Raw genomic sequence first — 22,715 nt, forward strand, 5'->3', positions numbered from 1 at the left:
CCGGCCGCAACCGGCGCCGCCGGCCGCCGCTCCGGGCGTGCGCGTCACGCGCACCTTCTGGTACTCCGACCGCCGCGTCGCCCTGTGGGTGTTCTCGCCGGCGATGAACACGCCCATCCAGGTGCAGCTGCTGCTGGCGCGCGACTGGTGGTCGCGGCCGACGGCGAAGTTCCCGCAGATGACGATGCTCGACGGTCTGCGCGCCCAAGATGACCAGAACGGTTGGGTCATCAACACGAACATCATCGACTTCTACAAGGACAAGAACCTCAACATCGTCCTGCCGGTCGGCGGCGAGTCGAGCTTCTACACCGACTGGCAGCAGAACGATCGCGGCAAGAACTACAAGTGGGAGACCTTCCTGACCCGCGAACTGCCGCAGGTCCTCGAGGGCGACTGGCGGTCGACGGACGTGCGCGGCGTCGAGGGCCTGTCGATGGGCGGCACCGCGGCGATGATGCTCGCCGCCCGCAACCCCGGCTTCTACAAGTTCGCCGCCTCCTTCTCCGGCATCCTGCAGCTGACGTCGCTCGGCATGCAGCCGGCCGTCCAGTTCGCCATGCGCGACGCCGGCGGCTACGACTCGCAGAAGATGTTCGGTCTGCCCAGCAACCCGGCCTGGCGCGAGCACGACCCGTACCTGCTCGCCGACCGACTCGAGGGCACCAGCCTCTACGTCTCGTCGGGCAACGGCATCGTCGGCCCGCACGACAAGCCCACCGACATCCCCCTGCTCGCGATGAACTACTCGGGCGTCGGACTCGAGCTGCTCTCTCGCGTGACGTCGCAGCAGTTCGCCTCGACGCTCAACGCCAAGGGCATCCCCGGCCAGGCCATCTACCGGCCGTCGGGCACCCACACGTGGCCGTACTGGGAGTTCGAGATGACCCAGGCGTGGCCGCAGGCGTCCAGCGCCCTCGGCCTCGCCGAGGATCGGCCCGCGTGCCGCACCGACGGTGCCATCAAGAAGGTCTACGACGCCAACAAGCGCCTGCTCGGCGAGTGCTTCACCCCCGAGTACTCGGTGCCGGGCGGTCGGGCCCAGGACTTCCGCGGCGGCCGGATCATCACCGGTCCGAAGGGCCCGAAGATCGTCACCGGCGCGATCGGCGGCGCCTACGTCCAGGCCGGCGGCCCCGGTGGGAAGCTGGGTCTCCCGGTCAGCGGCGAGCGTCCGACGAAGGACCGCAAGGGGAAGGTCGCCGACTTCCAGCGCGGCAAGATCACCTGGACCGCGCGCCGAGGTGCCGTCGTCGGCAAGTAGTCGCCGAGTGGGCGGTCATTTTCGCCGAGTGGGCGCTCCAATTTCGTCGAGTGGGCGGTCAATCTCGCCGAGTGGGCGGTCCAACGTCGTCGAGTGGGCGTCAATCTCGCCGAGTGGACTCCCCATCTCGGAATCAACGTGTTGCCGATCCGAGACCGGACTGAACCGCGCATGTAGCCCCTCCCCCCTACTGTTACGCATGTGACTATTGGGACTTATGTGAAGAGGCGCGTCTTCGTGGGCATGACCGCCGTGGCGGTCGCCGGTGTGGGCGGACTTGCCCTGGGAACCCTGCCGAACGGCTCGCCGTCGATCACTCACACGGCCGACGCGATCACGCCGTCCGGGCTGTACAACAGTGCGCAGAAGAAGTTCGCCGCGCGCAGCGTCACCGACGGACTCGCCGACATCAAGAGCATGCTCGGGATGACCGCCAACGATCCCGACGCCCTCACGCTGCAGGCGGTGTGGGCCGACCAGGAGGCCGACGCCGGCACCCGCGACGCCGCGCTGCGCAAGCTCTCCACCGTTCGCCCGAGCGCCGCGACGAAGGCGCGCAACATCGTCGACGGAGTGACCGGTGCTGCCGCGATCGTCCCGTCGACCAGTCCGGTCAGCGCCCCGTCGGGCTCGGCGGTCGTCATCCTCGGGATGGGGTTGCGGGCGAACGGCTCGATGGCCCCCGAGCTGGTCAAGCGGCTCGAAGCCGGTCTCGATCAGGCGCAGATGTCGCCGAGTGCACCGATTTTCGTCACCGGTGGAGTGCCGAAGAAGGGCATCACCGAGGCGGCCGCGATGAAGAAGTGGCTCGTCGGCAAGGGTGTTTCCGAGTCGCGCATCACCACCGAGGACAAGTCGACGTCGACGGTGTCCAACGCGCAGAACACCACCGAGATCCTTCGGTCGCGCGGCATCTCGCAGATCGTCCTGGTTACCTCGCCGAACCACATCCGACGCGGTGCCGCGGACTTCGCCGGCGCGGGAACCAAGGTCGTGGGTGCGGTGACGAGCGCGACCGATCTGAATCGCTACGCCAAGCCGCTCACCGGAGCCAGCATCGCGGGGATCCGCTACGAGGCGACCCGCGCGGCCAACATCCCCGTCACCAAGGGTGCCGCGGACATGCTTCCCGACACGGGGCCGGGCATCATCGGCGACATCGCCGATCGCTTCATGGACGAGATCATGAAGGGTGGGTCCAGCAAGGCAGGGCCCACTCGCTGACGATCGACCGCCCACTCGGCGAGATCGACCGCCCACTCGGCGAGATTGGCCGCCCACTCGGCGAGATTGGCCGCCCACTCGGCGGGGCGCGGAGCGCCGGGGGCTATTGGGGGATCGCGCGGAAGTGCGTGATCAGACGACCGTCCTCGTCGATGAGGTGGAAGGCCACGCCGGCGGGCTGATCGCGGTTGATTACGGCGGTGCCCTCGAAGGGCAGGTTCAGCGTCGACGCGACACCGGGAGCCATGGCCAGCGGGCGGCCGCGGAAGGTCGTGACCGCCGCGGTGTGCGCGTGGCCGCAGACCAGCGCGACGATCGACGGGTGAGCGTCGACGAGGGCGCCGAGCCGCTCGGGTTGCTGCATCATGATCGAGTCCATCATCGGCATGCCGAGCGTCACCGGCGGATGGTGGAACGCGATCACCACCCGACCGGCCGCCGACGCCATCTGCGCCTGGAGCCAGGCGATCGTCTCGTCGTCGAGGAAGCCGCTGCGCTCACCGGGCAGGGAGCTGTCCACCGACAGCAGCGTCACATCGCCGACGGTGAGCGCCTCGTTGACCGGCGCGGTGGGGTCGGCGTCGGGGCGGAACACCGCGTTGAACGAGGGCCGCGCATCGTGGTTGCCGATCGTCACGAGCGTGGGCAGTGGGCTCGTGATGAGCTTGCGCGCCTCGACCATCTCCTCGTCGCTCGCGTGGTCGGTGAGGTCGCCGGTCACCAGCAGCGCGTCGATCCCGTCGGCGCGCGAGTTCACGTACTCGAGTGCCGCCTCGATGCGCGCCCGGTTGCGGTGCGTCCCGTTGGCGTGCAGATCGGACAGCTGCGCGATGACGAACAACGCGCCCTCCTACAAATCCCCGGGCAGCTTGTCGCGCCTGATGCCCCGCCAACTCGGATGGCGGAGATGCCCGGTCGACGTCCAGTCTAGGAACTGCACTTCGCCGACGATTTTCGGCAACACCCAGGTGGCGCTCGAGGCGACCGGGGAGTCGATCTCGTCGAGGAACGGGCTGCGACTGATGGTGAGTGGTTTCAGTTCTGCCGCAAGGGATTTGAGCGCCGCTTCGGTGAATCCGGTGCCCACCCGGCCGACGTACCGCAGCCCGGTCTCCTCCGGCAGCCCGACGAGCAGCGACCCGATCGTGCCGGCGCGGTTGCCGCGCCCGGGACGCCAGCCCCCGATGACGACCTCGATGTCCGACCAGTTCTTGTGCTTGAGCCACGTCTTGGTCCGACGACCCTGCTGATAGGTCGAGCTGCGTCGTTTGGCGACCACGCCCTCGTACCCCCGGTCGCGACTGGTGGCGACGGCGGCCTTCCCGGGGCCGGGCAGCAGCGGCGGGATCTCGACGTACTTCGACGCCTTGAACAGCGGCCTCAGCTCCTCGAGCAGTTTGCGACGGTCCTCCCACGGCGTCGACAGCAGGGAGGTGCCGCCCAGCGCCAGGATGTCGAAGAGGAGGAGCTTGAGTTGGTAGGGCTCGGTGGTGTTGTTGCGCGAGCTCAGCAGCGTGAAGTTGGTGCGCCCCGCCGAGTCCAGCGCCACGACCTCCCCGTCGAGCACGACGTCCAGCAGCCCGAGATCCCCGGCCAACCCGGACAGCTCCGGGAAGTCGGCGGTCATGTCGATCCCCGAGCGCGACGACAGCCGCAGCCGTCCGCCGGTGTACGCGGCGATCAGCCGGTAACCGTCCCACTTGCCCTCGAAGGCCCAGCTGTCGTCGAGGTGCTCGATGGTCTCGTCGGTCGCGAGCATCGGACGCGGGTCCTTGAGCGACTCCGGCAGCAGCGGCCGCGGCTCGTCGGCCATGAGGTGCACGAGCCAGTTCTTGTCGCCCGTCCGGATCAGCGCGTACCGACCCTGCACCCGCTCGCCGCGAAGCACGACGATCACCTCGTCCTCGCGCCATTTCTCGACGGTGAACGTGCCGGTGTCCCAGATGCTGACCGTGCCGCCGCCGTACTCGCCCTTCGGGATCTCCCCGGTGAAGGTGGCGTAGTCCATCGGGTGGTCCTCGGTGTGGATCGCCAGGCGGTTCTGCGTCGGATCGTCGGGCAGGTTCTTGGGCACCGCCCAGCTCACCAGCACGCCGTCGTGCTCGAGCCGGAAGTCGTAATGCAGGCGTCGCGCCCGGTGTTCCTGGATGACGAAGATCGGGCCGTCGGGGTGAGTGGGGGAATCGAGGTCCTCGTCGGCAGTCGACGCGAGGTCGACGCCGGGCTCGGGCGTCTTGCCCGGTGTGCGCTTGCGCCGGTACTCGCGCAGGTTGACGACCTCGGGTTCTGCGTCTCGATGCACCTCCTCGCCCAGCGGCTCGTCGGCACTCGACGACCGGTCTGCACCTGGAGGCCCGTCCAGCCCCGCCAGCAGATCCCCGTCGGCTTCGACGCGCTCGAGCACCTCGTCGAACCGCAACTGCCGCAGACCGGGGTCGGCGAGCTCCTCCCAGCTGCGCGGCGCGGCGACCCACGGTTGTTCGCGCCCGCGCATCGAATACGGCGCGAGGGTGGTCTTCGACCCGCTGTTCTGGCTCCAGTCGACGAAGACCCGCTCGTCGCGCACCGATTTCGTCATCGACGCGGTGATCGAATCGGGGTGGGCCGCCGACAGCGCCTCGGCGACCTCCTTGGCCACCGCGCGAGCCGAATCCGGTGCCACCGACGGGTCGATCCGCGCGTACAGGTGGATGCCCTTGCCGCCGCTGGTCACCGGCCAGCACGCCAGGCCGACGTCGGCGAGGACGTCGCGGATCAGCAGGGCCACTTGCGCACACTGGCTCAGCGGCACCCGCGGCCCGGGGTCGAGGTCAAAGATGATGCGGTTCGAGAGATCGTCGGTGATCCGCCACTGCGGGACGTGCAACTCCAGCGCGGCGAGCTGGGCCAGCCACACCAGGTCGGCGCGCGTCTGCACCACCGGGTAGACGATGGCCCGCTTGCTGTGGCCGACCGTGTGTGTGGCCAGCCAGTCGGGACTGCCGGCGGGCAGGTTCTTCTCGAAGAAGGGGGCGGCGTCGACCCCCGACGGCCAGCGTTTGCGAGTGACGATCCGGTCGCTCAGGTGCGGGAGCATCGCGTCGGCGATCCGGGTGTAGTAGTCGATGACCTCGAACTTGCGGGTACCGGTCGCCGGGTAGAGCACCTTGTCGAGGTTGGTCACGCCGATCGCGCGGCCGTCGACGTCGAGGACGCCACCGGAGGACATCGTCAATCCCCCTTGCTGCGGGCACTCGGGTCGACCATGCGTCCATTCTCGCAACCCGTGGCAATCCGCGTCGACAATGGCACAATTGGCCCATGCGCTCGATCTGGAACGGTGATCTGAGCTTTGGCCTGGTCAATGTGCCCGTCAAGGCTTATTCGGCGACGGAGAGCCACGATCGCAAGTCCCACCAGGTCGACGCCAAGGACGGCACCCGGATCCGCTACAAGCGGGTGCGCGAGGGCACCGACACCGAGGTCGACTTCGCCAACATCGCCAACGCCTACGAGTCCGATGAGGGCGAGACCGTCATCCTCACCAAGGACGACCTCGCGACGCTGCCGGTCACGCGCAGCCCGGAGATCTCCATCCTCGAGTTCGTCCCGGCCGACCAGGTCGACCCGATCTACTTCGACAAGCCGTACTACCTCGAGCCGTCGTCGAAGTCCCCGAAGGCCTACGTGCTGCTCGCCAAGGCGCTCGAGAGCACCGACCGCCTCGCCATCGCCGAGTTCACGCTGCGCAACCGCACCCGGCTCGCGGCGCTGCGCGTCATCGACGGCGTGATGACGCTGCAGACGCTGCTGTGGCCCGACGAGGTGCGCAAGCCCGACTTCGACTTCCTCGGCGACGACGTCCAGGTGCGCGACCAGGAACTCGAGATGGCCAAGTCGCTGATCGAGACGATGGCCAATGACTTCGATCCGGCGGAGTACGCGGACACCTACACCGAGGAGCTGGGCAAGCTCATCGAATCCAAGGTCGGGGGCAAGCCCGCCTTCGACGACGCCGAGCCGGCCAAACCCGCCGAGGACGGGGAGGTCGCCGACCTGCTCGCCGCGCTGCGGGCGTCGGTCAAGGACCGTGCGGGCGCGCCCGCCAAGAAGGCTCCGGCGACGAAGACCGCGGCCAAGAAGGCCCCCGCGAAGAAGGCGGCGGCCAAGAAGGCGGCCAGTTAGCGGCTCGCGACAACGGACATTGTCACGGTCGATTAGGCTGCTGGGCAGTGAACAGCAAGGAGGCAATGATGCCGAAAACGACCACCGACGTTCTGGACGTCCTCATCGTGGGTGCCGGTCTGTCCGGTATCGACAGCGCCTACCGGCTCACCGAGCGCAATCCCGACCTGACGTACACGATCGTCGAGCAGCGCGAGCGGATCGGCGGCACCTGGGACCTGTTCCGCTACCCGGGCGTGCGCAGCGACTCGGACATCTTCACGCTCAGCTTCCCCTGGTACCCGTGGAAGGGCACCCGCACCGTCGCGCAGGGCGATGAGATCCGCGAGTACCTCGAGGACGCCGCCGCGCACTTCGGGATCGACAAGCACATCGACTTCGGCGTGAAGGTCGTGTCCGCGGACTTCGACACCTCCACCGACCTGTGGACCGTGCAGACCGAGGTCGGCGGGAAGAAGCGCGAGTACCTCACCCGCTTCCTCTACGTCTGCTCCGGCTACTACCGCTACGACCGCGGCTACGAGCCCGACTTCCCGGGCATCGAGAAGTTCAAGGGACAGCTCGTGCACCCGCAGTTCTGGCCCGAGGACCTGGACTACAAGGGCAAGAAGGTCGTGGTGATCGGCTCCGGGGCGACGGCGGTGACGCTGATCCCGTCGATGGCCGACGACGTCGAGAAGATCACCATGCTGCAGCGCTCGCCGACCTACATGCTCGCGCTGCCGTGGTCGGATCCGATGACGAAGATTGCCCAGAAGGTGCTGCCGGGCAAGGCGGCGCACAGTGTGATCGCCACGCGCAACGCGCTGCTGACGTACTCCTTCTACCAGTACTGCCGGGCGTTCCCGAAGCTCTCGCGCCGCACGCTGCGCACGATGGCCAAGATGCAGCTGCCCAAGGGCTACCCGGTGGACGTCGACTTCAAGCCGAAGTACGAGCCGTGGGACCAGCGCCTGTGCGTCATCCCCGCCGGCGACCTGTACACCGCCATCCGCAAGGGCAAGGCGGAGGTTGTGACCGATCAGATCGACACCTTCGACGAGACCGGGATCGTGCTCAAGTCGGGCAAGCACCTCGACGCCGACATCATCATCACCGCGACCGGCCTCGAACTCGTCGCGATGGGTGGCGCGAACCTGTCGATCGACGGTGCCGAGCAGAAGCCCGGGGACAAGTACGCCTACCGCGGCTACATGCTCAACGACGTGCCGAACATGGCGTGGGCCGTCGGCTACACCAACGCGTCGTGGACGCTGCGCGTGGACCTGACGGCGCAGGCGGTGGCCAAGCTGATCGCCCTGATGCGCGAGAAGGGCTACACGCACGCCTACCCGACGGCCGAGGGGGAGGTCCTCGAGGACGCGCCGCTGCTCGAACTCGACTCGGGCTATGTCCAGCGCGCCCAGGGCAACATCCCCAAGGCCGCCCGCACCCAGCCGTGGGTGGTGCGGCACAACCTGGTGCTCGACGCGATCGATGCGCGCCGCTACGACATCACCGAGGCGATGGTCTTCGGCACCGTCGAGAAGAAGAAGGCCAAGGCCAGTGCCTGAGAATGATGCGGCCGGGCAGATCCTGGCCCGGATCGACTCCGGCGAGCGCAACCACGCCGACGCCCTCGACGAGTTGTGGGCCCAGCTCCCGACCGTCCGCATCGACGAGATCCTCGGGTCGTGGCGCGGCGGCGAGCTGCCCACCGGCCACCCGATGGACGGGCAGTTGGCGCAGGTCGGCTGGTACGGGAAGAACTTCATCTCGCCCACCGACGTCCAGCCCCTCGTGTGCCGGAACGCCGACGGCGAGCTGTACTCCAACAAGGAGCTCGGCAACGGGGAGGCGAGCCTGTGGCACGTCGAGTTCCGCGGCGAGGTCACCGCGTCGATGGTCTACGACGGCCAGGCGGTCATCGACCACTTCAAGAAGGTCGACGACCAGACGCTGATGGGCATCATGAACGGCAAGTCGTCGCTGGTGCGCGACAAGCACTTCTACTTCTACCTCGTTCGCGACTGAATCCGGCGACGTAGGCTCACAGCCGTGGAGAGCGGATACGGGCGCCAGCGGCAGAACGTCATCTACCGGGCCGGCATCGCGGGCGGCAAGCCGACGGTGCCCACCGACTACGCGGAACTGGAGCGGCGCGCCCACGACGCGATGTCGGAGAAGGCGTGGGCCTACATCGCCGGCGGCGCGGGCGAGGGTCAGACCATGCGCGCCAACCGGCGTGCCCTGGACCGCTGGGCGATCGTGCCGCGCGTGCTGCGCGACGTCTCACGCCGGTCGCTGGAGACCGAGTTGTTCGGCGACCGGTTGCCCGCTCCGCTGCTGCTGTCGCCGGTGGGTGCGGGCGGACTGGTCACCCCGGGCGCCGACGTCGAGATCGGCCGTGCCGCGGCATCGGTGGGCCTGCCGTACATCTTCTCCAACCAGGGCAGTGCCGCCATGGAGGACGTCGCCGCCGCGATGGACGCCGTCGCCCCCGGCGCACCGCGCTGGTTCCAGTTGTACTGGTCGACCGACGAGCAGCTCGTCGACAGCTTCGTGCGCCGGGCCGAGACGATCGGCGCGTCGGCCATCGCGGTCACCCTCGACACGACGATGCTCGGCTGGCGCCCGCAGGACCTCAACCTCGGCTCGCTCCCGTTCGCGCAGGGGGAGGGCATCGCCCAGTACACCCGCGACGAGCGCTTCCGGGCGATCGTCGACGAGAAGGTGGCCGCCGGCCCCGATCCCGACGCCGAGCAGCCGAAGCCGTCGATCGGTGCGATCAAGACCCTGGCGTCGATCGCCCGCAACGCACCGGGGAACTGGTGGCGCAACCTGGTCGACAAGCACCCGCGCGCGGCGGTCGAGACCTTCCTGGACATCTACTCCAACCCGAGCCTGTCCTGGACCGACATCGCCGGGCTGCGCGAGCGCACCAAGCTCCCGATCGTCCTCAAGGGCGTGCTGCACCCCGACGACGCGCGGCAGGCCGTCGACACCGGCGTCGACGGCATCATCGTGTCCAACCACGGCGGACGACAGGTCGACGGCTCGATCGGGTCGATCGACGCGCTGGTGAACGTCGTCGACGCGGTGGACGGCCGGATCAAAGTCCTCGTGGACTCGGGCATCCACACCGGTGCCGACGTGTTCAAAGCACTGGCCCTCGGCGCCGACGCGGCCTGCATCGGCCGCCCGCACATGTACGGGCTGGCGATCGACGGCGTCGACGGCGTGCGCGACGTCATGGCGAACATCGCCGCCGAGCTCGACCTGACGCTCGGGCTCTCCGGCCACACCGACGTCGCGGCCCTGGGTCGCGATGCGTTGACGAAGCTCGACTGACGGCGATGGCCCCACGCGGTGCGCGCCCGTCCCTGGAGGATCTCGACCTCCTCGTCGCGGTCGCCGAGGCCGGCAGCATCGGCGCCGTCGCCACTGCGCGCCGTCTGTCCCAACCACAGCTGAGCCGGCGGCTCAGTGCGCTCGAGCGGCGACTGGGCACCAAGCTGCTCGACCGGTCCACGCGCGGCAGCGCACTGACCGCCAACGGTCAGGTCGTCGTGGACTGGGCGGTCGCGCTGCTCGCCGCCGCCGACGAGTTCAGCCGCTCCGTCGACGCGCTCGGCGCTGCGGCGGCCTCGGATCTGTCGATCGCGGTCAGCATGACGATCGCCGAACACCTGGCTCCGCGGTGGTTGGGCGAACTGCATGTGGCCGACCCGCGGGCACACGTGTCGATCCGCGTCGAGAACTCCCGGCGGGTGATCGAGCTGGTGCGCGACGGCGAGCACGAGCTGGGCTTCGTCGAGACGCCCGCCGTTCCCGCCGAGCTGGCCCACCGCCGGGTGGGGCGGGACCGACTGACCGTCGCCGTGGCCCCGTCGCATCCCTGGGCGGGCCGGGCCGAGCCGGTGACCGCGGCGGAGCTGGCCGCCGCTCCGCTACTCGTCCGTGAACCCGGATCGGGCACCCGCTTCACCCTCGACCGCGCACTCGAGCGCTACGGCCTGACCGTCACCGAGGGGATGGTCGTCGCCTCCAACACCGCGCTCAAGGCCGCGGCGTCGGCCGGTGTCGGGCCGGTCATCCTGTCGAGCCTCGCGCTGGAGGACGACGTGCGCTCGGGACGCCTGCGCGAGGTCGACGTGGCCGGGCTCGACCTGCAGCGGCCGTTCACCGCGGTGTGGCGACCCGAGCGCCCACTGGGCGAGGCGGCGCGGGCGTTGCTGGCCGTCGCGGCCGCCACCACCTGAGTCGGCGGTCATGCGTCCGACGCATGAGTTGATGTGAAGAACGCGGCTACCGGTCGGGAGCGTGCCGGGCGAGGGTGAAACGCATGACGACCGACGAGCGCCCCGCCGTGCGCGATCGGATCGTGCAGCCCCGATCGCGCCTGCTGCCCGGCCTGATCTACGTGAGCGCCGGTGCCGCCCTCGCCTACATCGCGCACCGGCTGGTTCCCGGCGTCGGGGTGCTGACCTGGGCGGTGCTCCTGGGTGCCGTCGCGGCGAACATCGGCGCCTATCCGCGCATGTGCCGGCCGGGAGTCGACGCGGCGACCAGGCGGTTGCTGCGGATCGGGGTCGTGCTGCTGGGTCTGTCGCTGTCGATGGGCGCGGTTCTGCACCTGGGTGCACCGGTCGTCCTGCTCGTCGTCGCGACACTCGTCACGACCCTGGCCGGCACCTACTGGGTCGGTCGACGGATGGGCGTCGGATCGCCGCGCAGCCTGCTGATCGCCACCGGGTTCGCCATCTGCGGGGCATCGGCGATCGCCGCCATGGAGGACACCGCCGACGGGGACGGGGAGGACGTCGCTACCGCCATTGCAATGGTCACGCTGTGCGGGACCGCGGTGATGATCGGGATGCCGCTACTGCAGTCGCCGCTGGGGCTGTCACCGACGCAGTACGGGGTGTGGGCGGGTGCCAGCGTGCAGGAGGTCGGGCAGGTCGTCGCCGCAGCCAGCCCCGTCGGCGCGGCCGCGGTCGGGATAGCGGTGGTGGTCAAGCTGACCCGCGTGCTGCTGCTCGCCCCGGTCGTGGCCGTCACCGGGATCGCGCGCCGCGGCGCGTCGACTGCGGGAGGACGCCGCCCGCCGCTCGTGCCACTGTTCGTCCTGGGATTCATCGTCTGCGTGGCCATCCGCAGTCTGGGTTGGTTGCCCGCCGCCTGGCACGGCCCGGTCGAGACGGCGCAGACGCTCGCGCTGGCCGCCGCACTGTTCGGGATGGGCACCGCGGTGCACCTGCGGTCGTTGGCGCGTTCGGCCGGACCGGCCGTCAGGCTGTCGATCGTCGCAACGGTGCTGGTCGCCGGTGTCGCGCTGGCGGGGGTCTACCTCGTCGGCTGACGTCGTCAGCGACGTCGGATGAGGCGGTCCCGCAGCGGCGTGCCGACGACCATGCGGTCGGCGCGGTACCCGTAGCTGGTCCGGTAGTAGCGGTCCGCGCGGTAGAGAGGGTTGGTCGCGATCCAGCCGCCTCCGCGGGCCGGGCGGATGCGGAAGACGTTGGTCGTCTTCTCCTCCGACGGCGGATAGGCGATCGTGAGGGTGTTGCCGCTCACCGTCGCCGCGTATCGCTGCCTGCTGATGTGCGGCCGGACGATCCACAGATTGGGCGCGTCCAGAAGGATGCTCTCCTTGACGAACCAGTAGCGCCCCGAGGCGATGTCCGCGCGGGAGACCGGTGCCGCGATCGTCGACCCGGCGGCCGCGAGCGAGCAGGCGACGAGCAGCGAAGCGCACCAACGGGACATGGCCATCGATCGTAGATCTCGGCCGGCCGGCGTGGGCGGCTTTGGGACACACACCGACCCCGACCGAGCCGTCTTCGTGTCCGGAAAGCTGGACATTCGGCCCACGACGCACCGGCTTACCGTCTCCTCCAGGCAGGTGTCGGGGAAACCGGCGCCCCGGATCGAGGAGACCCCATGAGCAAGCCCGTTGACCGGATGTATGTCGTCGCCCAGGGCGGTGGCATCGCCGCACTGAACCTGTATGGCGACGGCTCCGTCGACCATCTCGTCGCCGACCCGTATCCGACCGGCGCCGGCACCTTCTGCGTGCGGACGACGCCCGACGGCAAGTACTTGTACACCGCGCAGGGCATGGGACTGGGTCTGCCGTACAGCATCCGCCAGGCCCGCAAACCGGCGCTGCTCACCTATTCCATCGCCGACGACGGCACGTTGACGAAGATCGACGAGTTCGCGCTCGACCGCACCCCGGTCGCCATGGCGGTCTCCGCCGATGGTCGCAACCTGTACCTGGGCGTCGGGAACGGCCCGGCGGGGTTCTTCCGCGGCGCCATCGCCCACCACCGGATCCGCGACGACGGCACGCCCGCCCCCGTGGGTGAACCGATCCGGATGGGCCGCTTCCTCGACGGAGCCCCACAGCCGTACCTGACCCCGGACGGCAAGCGGCTGTACGTCGCCAGTGTCTTTGCCAAGTCGGTGGTCTGGTTCGACGTCGCCGACGACGGCGCACTGAGTGGCCCGGTCGGCCGGGTCAAGTCGTCGGGCCTGTTCCCGATCACGCCGGTCTTCTCGACGAGCGGTGACTACCTGTACGTCGCCAACGAGCAGTCCAAGTCGATCACCGCCTTCCACGTCGCCGGTGACGGAGGGCTCGTCGAGCTCCCGGATTCGCCGTATGCGACGGGCAAGTTCCCGCACAACCCGGTCGCCACCGCGGATGGACGCTTCGTCTACTTCGCGAACACGATGTCGCACTCGATCGACGGATTCGCGATCGGGGCGGACGGCTCCCTCACGCGTGTGCCGGGCGCGCCGGTCGCCACCGAGCCCGGACCCGCGATGCTCGCGGTGTCCTCCGACGGCACCTGGCTCTACCTGATCTCGTCGCCGGTCTTCAAGGAGGGCTCCAAAGTGGTTGTCACGAGCTTCCGCATCGACGACGACGGCAGCCTGCAGCCGTCCGGACACGAGCCCGTTCCGACCGGCCTGGTCTTTGCCGACGGTCCGAGTGCCGCGGTCCTGCCCGTCTGAGGATCAGCCCGGGGCGTGCACCAGGGTCGACGCAGCCGAGAAGAACACGCCCGCGTCGTACGACCCGGGAACGGGGCGGAGCGCTCCGTTCGGGGCGATCCGGTATTGACGGACGGAGGTGTTCGGCCGGTTCTTCGACCCGACGATGTCGACGGCGATGAGGCGTTTGCCGTCGGCGGTCACCCAGGCCTGGCCGTTCAGCACGCCCGGCTCCGGGTTGCCCGCGTACGACGGGCCGATGAGCCCCGGGGTGCCGAACGGCTGCAGTGCCCCGCCGCGCAGGATCCGATAGGCGGCCATCCGGTTGGAGATCGCCGTTGGCACATACAGGTACCTGCTGCTGGGCGTGATGGTGATGCCGTGCGGGATGACCCCCGTCGGGGCGAACGGCTGACCCGGCACTGGTGCCAACCGCCCCGACCGCAGGATCCGGTAGGCACCGATCCCGACCGGGAGGTTCTCGTTGGCGGTGTAGAGGTACCTGCCGTCGGGGGTGACGGTGGGGTTGACCGGCCCCATCCCACCGGGTGCGGTCTCGCGCGGCGTCACCGCGCCGTCGCGCCCGACGGCGAAGCGGATGATGCCGCCGAACATGTAGTTGGCGACGTAGGCGTTGCGGCCGTCCTTGGCGAAGGCCACCTGCGGCAACGGGAGACCGCTGAACGGGATGGGGCCGAGGGGCTGGGCCCGTCCGCGCTGGTGCGGGATGCCGGCGGCGTCGATCGAGTAGCCCTGCAGCAGCCCGCCGCCGCGCACGTCGGGGCCGTAGACGACCGCCATGGAATCACCCTTGGGTGAGACGCCGATGGTCAACGGTGCACCCACAGGACTCGTGCGCGTGGCCATCCGCCGCAGCGAACCGTCGGGACCGATGCGGTGGACGAGCACGCCCGCCTGCGCCGCGGCGGCGTAGAGGGTGCGCCCGTCGGGGTTGGCCTTGATGCTCGAGGCGAGCAACCTGCTCGGCACGGTTGCCGACGGGATGCGCCGGATCGTGCCGGACTCGGTGATCGCGAGACCGGTGATGCGGTCCGAACCCAGTGCGTTCAGGTAGAGGAAATCGGTCGGCTTGTCCGATGGTGCGGCCGTCGCCGCGGACCCGGCGCACCACGTGCCGCCGGCGACCAGGGCGAGCGCCAATGCGGGCGAGACAAGCCGCGGATACCTCGTGCGGACCTGCATCGCGCTCACGCGAGGAGGTCCATGAGCGAGGTCTCGTCCTCGCCGCCGATAATGCCCAGCGGCTTTGCCGACGAATCGTCGACGATTGTTTCGAGGTGGGCCCCGACGTCCTCGGGTGTGAGTCCGGGGTTGTTGTAGCCGTCGTTCATGGCGAGGGAGAAGCGCTGGATGAGTCCGCCCTGGGCGAGGATCGTCTCTCCGGTGATCGAACAGTCGTCGTGGGCCAGATAGGCGACGACCGGCGACACCATCGACGTCAGCATCGTCTTCTTGATGTGTTCGAGAACCTCGGCCGGCGCCTCGGCCGCCGCGGCCATCCGGGTGTACGCGGTGGGCGCGATCGCGTTGACCCGGATCCCCTTCGGGAGGGCCTCGAGGGCCAGCGTCCGAGTCCACGCGAAGAGCGCACCCTTGGAGGCGACGTAGGGCGATTCGCCCTCCCAGCCGGACAGCGTCGGTGAGGACGTGTTGACCACGCGGCCGTTGCCACTCTTGACCAGGTGGGGCCATGCGGCGGCGGTGACCGCGACGGACCCGAGGAAGTTGATCTCCATGTGTCGACGGGTCTGGGCCACCACGTCCGCCGAGTCGAATTCGCAGTGCGTGTCGATGCCGGCGTTGTTCACTACGACGTCGAGTTTGCCGAAGGCGTCGATCGCCGCTTGGACGATCGCCAGGGCGTCCGTCGTCACGTCGGCATGCTTGGCGACGGCCTTGCCGCCGGCCGCGGCGATGGCCGCGGCGGCCTCGTTTGCGGCGTCGTTGTCCGCGTCGGCGATCAGGACGGATGCCCCGCGCGACGCCAGCAGCTCGGCGTGCGATCGCCCCAGGCCACGTCCGGCCCCGGTCACGAGAACGACTTTGTCATCGAAGCTCAGCATTGGTCACTCACACTCACTCGGTTGGGGAAGGTGTGAGGCCATTGAAACCCCGCGGCGGGGCGCTCATCTGTCCAGATTGCTGGACAGCGTCGAGTCGGGGCTCGTCAGATCAGCGGTTGACCGGTGCGGATGCGTCGGCGGACGTCGGCGAGCAGCACGCGGAACGGGAGTTCCTGGAGCGGCTTGGGGGTGACCCGGGTGGCCGTGCGGATGAGCAGGTTGTGCGCGTTGAAGAAGCGCTGCTGCGCCTTCGACGGGTGCAGCTCGAGCATGTCCTGGAACTCGACGGGCAGGTAACCGAGGGTCAGCGACTCCGCGTACCAACCGAGCAGCGCGGTCGGCACCTCGCCGAGGAAGGTCAGCTTGGCGAGCTTGGTGAGGTACTTGCGAACGTCGTCGTCCATCTCGATGGCGGCGATCGTGTCGTCCCAGTACCTCTGGAAGTCCGCGCGCGTGGCCGGCCACATCTCGTAGGGCATCTGCAGCGTGGTGCCCATGGTGGCGGCCATGCGGTAGTGCTCCTCGGTGAGCGAGCTCGGGCGGCCGCACAGCCGCTCGGTGTCCTCCCAGCCCTTGTAGAGGCAGGCGGCCACCCACAGCTGCAGCGACGGGTCCATCGCGTTGTACTTGACCGGCGACGTGCTGGTCGAGTGGACCTGGCGGTGCGCGGAGTTGACCGCCTCGCGGTAGGCCTTGCGGTCCGCGGGGCTGCCGATCGCGGCGACGGCCAGGTAGCTGAGCGTCGTGCGGGTGCGCTTGATCGGGTGCTTGAGGATGTTGCCCGACTCCACCCGGCTCTCCACGACGCCGCGTCCGACGGGGGCGTTGGCCATCTGCATGATCACGTTCGCGGGACCGGCGAGCAATGCGGCCGCGTGCAGCGGGATCGTCGAGACGAGGGCATCCATCTCTTCGCGCGACATCCGCGCGGGCCGCTGATCGGCGGGGACGTACGACGACGTGGCAGTCATGCTCGCTCCTCGGTAGGTGGAACGATTATCCCACCTTCGTCATTGAAGGTGTGACAACAACCGTTCTCACTTTCCATTCAACGCGGACCGCCGGGCGCTGTCAATGCGACTGGGGCCTCGGCTCACACGAGCGGCAACCCCAGACGGCGGCGCAGGCGGACGTCGAGCAGCAGCAGTCGGAACGGGAAGACCTGCACCGGTTGCGGGACGATCCGGCTCGCGACACGCCCGGCGGCGTTGTACGCCTCGAAGAAGGCGCGCTGGGCGGTCGACTGGCGCATCTGCATGAGGTCGCGGAACTCCGGCGGCAGGAATCCGATGGTCATCGTCTCGGAGAACCAGCCGAACAGCGTCGAGACGACCGGCCCGAGGTTTTCCACGCGCGCGAGGCGGGTGAGGTAGTCGCGGACCTCGTCGTCCATCTCGATGTCGGCGACCGTCTCATCCCAGTACTCCTGGAATTCCGCGCGCGTGGCCGGCCACATCTCGTGGGGCATCTGGAGCGTCGTGCCCATCACCGCGCCCTGGCGGTAGGCCTCCTCGGTGACGTCGCCGCGCCGGCCGTACAACCGGGCGGTGTCCTCCCAGCCCTTGTAGAGGCAGGCGGCGACCCACAGCTGCAGCGCCGGGTCCATCGCGTGGTACTTGACCGGTGACTCGGCGGTGGATCGGACCTGGCGGTGGACCGTGTTGACCGCCTCCCGGTAGGCGCGTCGATCCTCGGGGGTGCCGGCGGCGGCGACGGCGAGGTAGGTGATGGTCGTGCGGGCGCGCTTGATCGGGTGTTTGAAGGCACTGCCGGATTCGACCGTGCTCTCGACGACGCCGCGCCCGACGGGGGCGTTGGCCAGTTGCATGATCACGTTGGCGATGCCCGAGAAGGTGCCGGCCGGGTACATCTTGAGCGCATCGGACCGCAGCTCGTCGCGCTCGTCGCGGGACATCCGGGCGGGCGCGGAGGAGTGTCGTTCACGTGCCGATGTGGTCATCTCGTGGCTCCTCGCCGCCGGGGCAGACGCATAGTGGAAACGTGCGTACTCACATGGGAGTACACGCCGCACCACGGGGCTTGTCAACGGCCTCGACGGCCCGCGCGCCGGGATCATCGGTGCATTCGGGGCCCGAGATTTGTCACAATGGAGCCCATGCCATCCCCGCTGACCATGAGCGCGCTGCGCACCTACGCCGGTGAACAGGGCGACGAGCGCATCGCCCGACGGCGCCAGCAGCTGCTCGACGCGGCGCTGGAAACGCTGGGTTCCACCGACGGCGGAAGCCTCAGCGTCCGCGGTGTCTGCCGCGAGGCGAAACTGACCGCGCGCTACTTCTACGAGAGCTTTTCCTCCGCCGACGAGCTGGTCGCGGCGACCTACGACCGCGTCATCGACGAGATCATGGCGAGCGCCAGCGAGGCCTTCGGTCAGCGCACCAGCATCACCGAGCGGGTGCGCGGCGCGGTGGCCGCGATCGTCGCGGTCATCGACGGCGATCGCCGCAAGGGCCGGCTGTTGTTCTCCCCGACGCTGGTGTCCTCGACGCTCGCCCAGCGCCGCCTGGCCGCCACGCAGAACCTGGCCGCGCTCACCGCGCAGTCGGCGGCCGGCTCGCACAACACCGCGTCGGCGGCCGACGTCGCCGCCGGCTACTACCGGGTCGGCGGATTGGCGAACCTGCTCGCCGCCTGGCTCGACCACCGGGTCGAGATGTCGCGCGACGAGCTGATCGACGCGTGCACGGCGTTGCTCCTGGGCGAGTGAGCCGGGGATGACCGCGGCGGGCCCGCAGACCGACGGGTGGCGCGTCTACGGACCGCGGGCGCTGCCGGCGCCGCTCGAGGCCGCACTGACCGCCTTCGCCGAGCACGGCTACGACGGCACGTCGGTCCGCGACATCGCCGGTCGAGCCGGTCTATCGGTGCCCGGGCTCTACCACCACTACCCGTCGAAGCAGTCGCTGCTGCAGGGGCTGCTCGACCTCACCATGCGCGATCTGTTGGAGCGCTCGGAGCAGGCGCTGGCGCAGGCCGGCACCGATCCGGTCGCCCGATTCGACGCGCTCGTCGAATCGCTGCTCCGATTCCACATGGCCCGCCAGCAGCAGGCGTTCATCGCCTCCAGCGAGATCCGCAGCATCGACGAGGACTACCGCACCACCTACATCGGCCACCGCGACCGCGAGCAGCGGATGGTCGACGACGCGATCATCGCCGGTGTGGCGTCGGGCGACTTCACCACGGCCTCGCCGCGCGGCGCGGGCCGGGCGATCACCACGATGTGCATCGGGGTCTCGTCCTGGTACCGGCCCGACGGTCCGATGAGCCCCGACGAGGTCGTCGCCGAGAACCTCGGTTTCGCACGCGCGATCGTCGGGTACGCGCCGAGGTAGGACTGTCGGGGTGCGGTGACACCATCGCGCCATGCGGATCGAGCAGCGCGAACGGGTCGAGGCGTCGATCCTGCACGCCGACCTCGACTCCTTCTACGCCTCGGTCGAACAGCGCGACGACCCGTCGTTGCGCGGCCGGCCGGTCCTCGTCGGCGGCGGGGTGGTGCTGGCCGCGAGCTATGAGGCCAAGGCGCTCGGGGTCCACACGCCGATGCCCGGTTTCCAGGCGCGCGCCCTGTGCCGGGGCGCGGCCGTCGTGGTGCGCCCGCGCTTCCCCGCGTACGTGGAGGCCAGCCGCGCGGTCTTCGACGTCTTCCACGACACCACCCCGCTCGTCGAGGGCATCTCCGTCGACGAGGCCTTCCTCGACGTCGCCGGACTGCGCCGGGTCAGCGGCACCCCGGTGCAGATCGCCACGCGCCTGCGCCGTCGGATCCGCGACGAGGTCGGGCTGCCCATCACCGTCGGCGCCGCGCGCAGCAAGTTCTTGGCCAAGGTCGCCAGCGCCGTCGGCAAACCCGACGGCCTGCTCGAGGTTCCGCCCGGCGGTGAGCTCGAGTTCCTGCACCCGCTGCCCGTGCGCCGCCTGTGGGGAGTCGGCGCCAAGACCGAGGCGCGGCTGGCCGACGCGGGCATCGCCACGGTCGGCGATTTAGCGGCGCTGGGCGAGGAGAATCTGTCCCATCTCCTCGGCCGCGGCTCGGGACGGCACCTCTACGCGCTGTCGATGGCCCGCGACCCGCGGCGCGTGCAGACGGGTCGCCGGCGCAAGTCGATCGGCGCGCAGCGCGCGCTCGGGCGGCGGATCAAGGACGAGGCCGAAATCGAGTCGACCCTGATGGCGATCGTCGACGGGCTCGGCAAACGCCTGCGGACCGCCGACCGGTTGTGCCGGACGGTCGTCCTGCGACTGCGGTTCGACGACTTCGAGCGCGTGACCCGCTCCCGCTCGATCGGCGAGCCGACCGACTCGACCGCGGCGATCCTGGCGGTGGCGCGCGGGCTCTTCGACGACGCGCTTCCCCTCTTGCGCGATCGCGGCTGCACGCTCATCGGGTTGTCGTTGACCAACCTGTGCGGCCACGACGCCGTGCAGTTGGTGCTTCCGTTCGACGACGACCACGACGCCGATCTCGACCTCGCGGTCGACGACCTGCGCACCCGGTTCGGTCGCGACGCCATCACCCGCGGTCGGCTCGTCGGGCGCCGGCACGGCGACGACGCCCCGATGCTGCCGGACTGACGGGGAGGGATTTGTCCCTGGTAGCACCCGGGGGTGGGCGGGAGACTGAGAAGGTGCCGGACCGCCGGCGATCCCGGCGGCCCGGCCTTCCACCCGATCGAGAAAGGCTAGCGTGGAACCATGAGCGATCGCCCCGCCCACCTGCGCGAACTGGGCGAGTTCTTCAAGGCCCGCCGGGCCGAGCTGGAACCGTCCGACGTCGGGCTGCCCGAGGTCGGGCCGGTGCAGCGCCGGGTCCGCGGCCTGCGCCGCGAGGAGGTCGCCCAGCTGGTGGCGATCAGCACCGACTACTACACCCGCATCGAGCAGGGGAGGCTCGCGCCGTCCGAACCCGTCCTGGAGGCGCTCGCCCACGCGCTGCGGTTCACCGCCGAGCAGCGCGACTACGCCGAGAGCCTGGCCGGCCGGTCGGAGCGGCGGGCCCCGGTGCGCCGCGGCCCCGCAGTGGTGCGACCGCAGGTGCAGCGGTTGCTCGACCAGCTCACAGACACCCCGGCGCTGGTCCTCGGCAAGTACCTCGACATCCTCGGCTGGAACGACCTCGCGGCGACGCTGCTCACCGACTTCGCCGCGATCCCGGCGGCCTCGCGCAACTACGTCCGGATGATCTTCCTCGACCCGGCGATGCGCGAGCTGTACCCGGAGTGGGAGTCGATCGCGCGGACCTGCGTCGCGGCCCTGCGGATGGAGGCGGCGGCCAACCCGACCGACCCCAAGCTGACGGCATTGGTGGGCGAGCTCTCCGTCGCCGACGAACAGTTCCGCCGGTGGTGGGCCGACCGCCACGTCGCGCGCCACGAGTTCGGCACCAAGCTGATCCGCCATCCGGCGGTCGGCGACCTGACCCTCGACTGGGACAACTTCCGTTACGCCGGCGACCCCGACCAGCAGCTGGTCCTGTGGTCGGCCGAGCCGGGCAGCGCATCGCACGACAAGCTGCGCATCCTCGCGTCGTGGAGCGCGACGCAGGCCCCCGCCCCCGCGCCCGGCGAGCGGTAGCGCACCTTTCCCGAGCCCGGGTGTCCAGAAACCTGGACCTTCGCCCCCCACTGGACGGCGTTAGCGTTCCTGCACCAAGGGGGTGCGCCGCCGCGCGCGCCTACCGGAATGGACAGGGAGAACACGCATGAATCGCACGCCATCGACCAATCGCGGTCGGTCCACCCGACTCCTCGGCGGACTGCTCGTCGCACTCGCGCTGGTGACCGGGTTGGTCGTCGCACCCAGCGCGCATCCGGGGGCCGCCGAGGCCATTCCGGCACCGGTGATCGGCAAGCAGGCCAAGTTCATGGTCGTCGGCGGGACCACCAACAAGCAGCTGGTCGTGCTCAAGGTGTTGCCGAACGGCAAGCTGCGAAAGGTCCACGACTACACCACCGGACTCGGCGTCTTCTCGGTGAAGGCCGCCCAGGACGGGAAGACGATCTTCGTCAGCCACCTCGTCGACTCGGCGATCAGCGTCTACCGCATCTCCGACACCGGCACGCTGCGGCGCATCCAGTTCGCCCGGGTGCCCGGGCTCCCGCTGACCGTCGAACCGTCGCACGACAGCAAGTACCTCTACGTGACGATGAGCGGGGTGCCCGGTCAGCTGGCCACCTACCGCATCACCGATTCCGGTCGGATCGTGCCGACCGGTCACAGCGTGTCGATGATCCTCGGCACCCTCGCGCCGATGGTGAGCGTCGACCCGAACAACAAGTACGTCCGCGTGGCCAGCGCGTTCGAGATGGCCATCAAGAGCTACCGGGTCGGCCCCGGCGGCCGGTTGTCCCCGTTGAACACCGTGCTGGCCGGCATCGTCCCGGTCAACGGCAACACCACGCCGGACGGGCGCTTCTACTACATCGCGCACGAGCAGAGCATGAACGTCGTGGGCTACCGCATCCTGCGCGATGGCAACCTCGCGTACATGGGTCAGTGGTTCAGCGGGCCGATCTCCCACGAGGTGCAGTTCACCGAGCGCGGCCACCGCGCCTACGTGCCGAACGCCGGTACCGGCAACGTGACCGGGTGGTTCGTGCACCGCAACGGCAACCTGACCCCGCTGCCCGGATCGCCGTACAGCACCGGGATCGGGACCATGCCGGCCCTGGCGGTGCTGAACCCGAACGGACGCTTCCTGTACGCGGTCGACGTGATGACGCCGACCCGCGGCACCACCCACGTGCAGACCTTCTACATCCGCGACAACGGGTCACTGGTCTTGATCGACACCACCGACATGGGGATGCAGACGGTCGACGGTCCCGTCGCCGCGCTGACCACCTAGTCGAATGCCGCGCCCTGTCCGGGGCGCCACCGAAGAGCCCCCGTCCCACCTCCGGCGGGGGCTCTTCGGCGTCCCGGGGCGGCAATTTCGCCAACACCTCCCAATTTTTCGACAAAACTGTTAGAAA

At 69.5% G+C, this 22,715-nt stretch carries 21 protein-coding genes; 14 read left to right on the forward strand and 7 right to left on the reverse strand.

Going from position 1 to position 22,715, the window contains the following annotated elements; translation table 11 throughout:
* Both QM634_RS00640 and QM634_RS00645 read left to right on the forward strand, forming a co-directional pair.
* Positions 1-1,264: alpha/beta hydrolase-fold protein (locus QM634_RS00640; protein WP_415040843.1), on the forward strand; the 1,264-nt coding region annotated here is incomplete at its 5' end.
* A 243-nt stretch (positions 1,265-1,507) separates the two neighbouring features.
* On the forward strand, positions 1,508-2,488 hold the full coding sequence (locus QM634_RS00645; RefSeq protein WP_415040881.1) for a YdcF family protein: 981 nt from the start codon (positions 1,508-1,510) through the stop codon (positions 2,486-2,488).
* 103 nt (positions 2,489-2,591) lie between these two features.
* Here the strand turns inward: QM634_RS00645 and QM634_RS00650 are convergent, their stop codons facing one another.
* Both QM634_RS00650 and QM634_RS00655 read right to left on the reverse strand, forming a co-directional pair.
* Complete coding sequence (locus QM634_RS00650; protein WP_415040844.1) at positions 2,592-3,329, reverse strand: metallophosphoesterase; 738 nt, start codon at positions 3,327-3,329, stop codon at positions 2,592-2,594.
* A 9-nt stretch (positions 3,330-3,338) separates the two neighbouring features.
* On the reverse strand, positions 3,339-5,696 hold the full coding sequence (locus QM634_RS00655) for an ATP-dependent DNA ligase (protein WP_415040845.1): 2,358 nt from the start codon (positions 5,694-5,696) through the stop codon (positions 3,339-3,341).
* 92 nt (positions 5,697-5,788) lie between these two features.
* Between QM634_RS00655 and QM634_RS00660 the strand changes: the two genes are divergently transcribed.
* The 6 genes from QM634_RS00660 to QM634_RS00685 all read left to right on the forward strand — a co-directional run bounded on the left by QM634_RS00660 (position 5,789) and on the right by QM634_RS00685 (position 11,993).
* Positions 5,789-6,652, forward strand: coding sequence for a Ku protein (locus QM634_RS00660; RefSeq protein WP_415040846.1), 864 nt, complete (start codon positions 5,789-5,791; stop codon positions 6,650-6,652).
* Between the two features lie 68 nt (positions 6,653-6,720).
* The gene (locus QM634_RS00665) at positions 6,721-8,205 is read left to right on the forward strand and encodes a flavin-containing monooxygenase (RefSeq protein ID WP_415040847.1); all 1,485 of its coding nucleotides are present in this window, start codon (positions 6,721-6,723) and stop codon (positions 8,203-8,205) included.
* A gap of 19 nt (positions 8,206-8,224) precedes the next feature.
* Complete coding sequence (locus QM634_RS00670; RefSeq protein WP_415040882.1) at positions 8,225-8,665, forward strand: DUF4334 domain-containing protein; 441 nt, start codon at positions 8,225-8,227, stop codon at positions 8,663-8,665.
* A 24-nt stretch (positions 8,666-8,689) separates the two neighbouring features.
* Complete coding sequence (locus QM634_RS00675; RefSeq protein ID WP_415040848.1) at positions 8,690-9,982, forward strand: alpha-hydroxy-acid oxidizing protein; 1,293 nt, start codon at positions 8,690-8,692, stop codon at positions 9,980-9,982.
* A gap of 5 nt (positions 9,983-9,987) precedes the next feature.
* A complete protein-coding gene (locus QM634_RS00680; protein ID WP_415040849.1) occupies positions 9,988-10,893 on the forward strand; it encodes a LysR family transcriptional regulator in 906 nt (301 codons plus the stop codon).
* A gap of 83 nt (positions 10,894-10,976) precedes the next feature.
* Positions 10,977-11,993 carry a YeiH family protein gene (locus tag QM634_RS00685; protein ID WP_415040850.1) on the forward strand — a complete coding sequence of 339 codons (1,017 nt, stop codon included), beginning with the start codon at positions 10,977-10,979 and terminating at the stop codon, positions 11,991-11,993.
* A 5-nt stretch (positions 11,994-11,998) separates the two neighbouring features.
* Here QM634_RS00685 and QM634_RS00690 read toward each other — a convergent pair whose 3' ends face one another.
* Complete coding sequence (locus QM634_RS00690) at positions 11,999-12,400, reverse strand: hypothetical protein (RefSeq protein WP_415040851.1); 402 nt, start codon at positions 12,398-12,400, stop codon at positions 11,999-12,001.
* A 174-nt stretch (positions 12,401-12,574) separates the two neighbouring features.
* On the opposite strand from QM634_RS00690, the gene QM634_RS00695 reads away from it, so the two are divergent.
* Entirely contained in the window at positions 12,575-13,654 is a 1,080-nt protein-coding gene (locus tag QM634_RS00695; protein WP_415040852.1) for a lactonase family protein, read from the forward strand.
* Positions 13,655-13,657: 3 nt separating this feature from the next.
* Here the strand turns inward: QM634_RS00695 and QM634_RS00700 are convergent, their stop codons facing one another.
* The 4 genes from QM634_RS00700 to QM634_RS00715 form a co-directional block, all read right to left on the reverse strand.
* Positions 13,658-14,836 (reverse strand): lactonase family protein, encoded by a 1,179-nt coding sequence (locus QM634_RS00700; protein ID WP_415040883.1) that lies wholly within the window; start codon positions 14,834-14,836, stop codon positions 13,658-13,660.
* A 5-nt stretch (positions 14,837-14,841) separates the two neighbouring features.
* Entirely contained in the window at positions 14,842-15,687 is an 846-nt protein-coding gene (locus QM634_RS00705; protein WP_415040853.1) for an SDR family oxidoreductase, read from the reverse strand.
* 134 nt (positions 15,688-15,821) lie between these two features.
* Positions 15,822-16,688 carry an oxygenase MpaB family protein gene (locus tag QM634_RS00710; RefSeq protein ID WP_415040854.1) on the reverse strand — a complete coding sequence of 289 codons (867 nt, stop codon included), beginning with the start codon at positions 16,686-16,688 and terminating at the stop codon, positions 15,822-15,824.
* Between the two features lie 122 nt (positions 16,689-16,810).
* The gene (locus tag QM634_RS00715) at positions 16,811-17,677 is read right to left on the reverse strand and encodes an oxygenase MpaB family protein (protein ID WP_415040855.1); all 867 of its coding nucleotides are present in this window, start codon (positions 17,675-17,677) and stop codon (positions 16,811-16,813) included.
* Positions 17,678-17,833: 156 nt separating this feature from the next.
* On the opposite strand from QM634_RS00715, the gene QM634_RS00720 reads away from it, so the two are divergent.
* The 5 genes from QM634_RS00720 to QM634_RS00740 all read left to right on the forward strand — a co-directional run bounded on the left by QM634_RS00720 (position 17,834) and on the right by QM634_RS00740 (position 22,588).
* Positions 17,834-18,445 carry a TetR/AcrR family transcriptional regulator gene (locus QM634_RS00720; RefSeq protein ID WP_415040856.1) on the forward strand — a complete coding sequence of 204 codons (612 nt, stop codon included), beginning with the start codon at positions 17,834-17,836 and terminating at the stop codon, positions 18,443-18,445.
* Positions 18,446-18,452: 7 nt separating this feature from the next.
* The gene (locus QM634_RS00725) at positions 18,453-19,073 is read left to right on the forward strand and encodes a TetR/AcrR family transcriptional regulator (RefSeq protein ID WP_415040857.1); all 621 of its coding nucleotides are present in this window, start codon (positions 18,453-18,455) and stop codon (positions 19,071-19,073) included.
* Between the two features lie 31 nt (positions 19,074-19,104).
* Complete coding sequence (gene dinB / locus QM634_RS00730; RefSeq protein ID WP_415040858.1) at positions 19,105-20,316, forward strand: DNA polymerase IV; 1,212 nt, start codon at positions 19,105-19,107, stop codon at positions 20,314-20,316.
* A gap of 120 nt (positions 20,317-20,436) precedes the next feature.
* Positions 20,437-21,315: a helix-turn-helix domain-containing protein gene (locus QM634_RS00735; RefSeq protein WP_415040859.1), complete on the forward strand. Its 879-nt coding sequence runs from the start codon at positions 20,437-20,439 to the stop codon at positions 21,313-21,315.
* Positions 21,316-21,442: 127 nt separating this feature from the next.
* Complete coding sequence (locus tag QM634_RS00740; protein WP_415040860.1) at positions 21,443-22,588, forward strand: hypothetical protein; 1,146 nt, start codon at positions 21,443-21,445, stop codon at positions 22,586-22,588.
* The last annotated feature ends 127 nt before the right edge of the window (positions 22,589-22,715 follow it).

Source organism: Gordonia sp. (in: high G+C Gram-positive bacteria), from assembly GCF_047606305.1.
In the GTDB taxonomy this organism is placed as follows: Bacteria; Actinomycetota; Actinomycetes; order Mycobacteriales; family Mycobacteriaceae; genus Gordonia.

Excerpts from the sequence above, each read along its gene's own strand:
- QM634_RS00720 (WP_415040856.1), top strand. The coding sequence starts at position 17,834 with ATGCCATCCCCGCTGACCATGAGCGCGCTGCGCACCTACGCCGGTGAA.
- QM634_RS00735 (WP_415040859.1), top strand. The coding sequence starts at position 20,437 with ATGAGCGATCGCCCCGCCCACCTGCGCGAACTGGGCGAGTTCTTCAAG.
- QM634_RS00645 (WP_415040881.1), top strand. The coding sequence starts at position 1,508 with ATGACCGCCGTGGCGGTCGCCGGTGTGGGCGGACTTGCCCTGGGAACC.
- QM634_RS00715 (WP_415040855.1), bottom strand. The coding sequence starts at position 17,677 with ATGACCACATCGGCACGTGAACGACACTCCTCCGCGCCCGCCCGGATG.
- QM634_RS00700 (WP_415040883.1), bottom strand. The coding sequence starts at position 14,836 with ATGCAGGTCCGCACGAGGTATCCGCGGCTTGTCTCGCCCGCATTGGCG.
- QM634_RS00660 (WP_415040846.1), top strand. The coding sequence starts at position 5,789 with ATGCGCTCGATCTGGAACGGTGATCTGAGCTTTGGCCTGGTCAATGTG.
- QM634_RS00655 (WP_415040845.1), bottom strand. The coding sequence starts at position 5,696 with ATGTCCTCCGGTGGCGTCCTCGACGTCGACGGCCGCGCGATCGGCGTG.
- QM634_RS00710 (WP_415040854.1), bottom strand. The coding sequence starts at position 16,688 with ATGACTGCCACGTCGTCGTACGTCCCCGCCGATCAGCGGCCCGCGCGG.
- QM634_RS00740 (WP_415040860.1), top strand. The coding sequence starts at position 21,443 with ATGAATCGCACGCCATCGACCAATCGCGGTCGGTCCACCCGACTCCTC.
- QM634_RS00680 (WP_415040849.1), top strand. The coding sequence starts at position 9,988 with ATGGCCCCACGCGGTGCGCGCCCGTCCCTGGAGGATCTCGACCTCCTC.
- QM634_RS00690 (WP_415040851.1), bottom strand. The coding sequence starts at position 12,400 with ATGTCCCGTTGGTGCGCTTCGCTGCTCGTCGCCTGCTCGCTCGCGGCC.
- QM634_RS00725 (WP_415040857.1), top strand. The coding sequence starts at position 18,453 with ATGACCGCGGCGGGCCCGCAGACCGACGGGTGGCGCGTCTACGGACCG.
- dinB (WP_415040858.1), top strand. The coding sequence starts at position 19,105 with ATGCGGATCGAGCAGCGCGAACGGGTCGAGGCGTCGATCCTGCACGCC.
- QM634_RS00695 (WP_415040852.1), top strand. The coding sequence starts at position 12,575 with ATGAGCAAGCCCGTTGACCGGATGTATGTCGTCGCCCAGGGCGGTGGC.
- QM634_RS00685 (WP_415040850.1), top strand. The coding sequence starts at position 10,977 with ATGACGACCGACGAGCGCCCCGCCGTGCGCGATCGGATCGTGCAGCCC.
- QM634_RS00665 (WP_415040847.1), top strand. The coding sequence starts at position 6,721 with ATGCCGAAAACGACCACCGACGTTCTGGACGTCCTCATCGTGGGTGCC.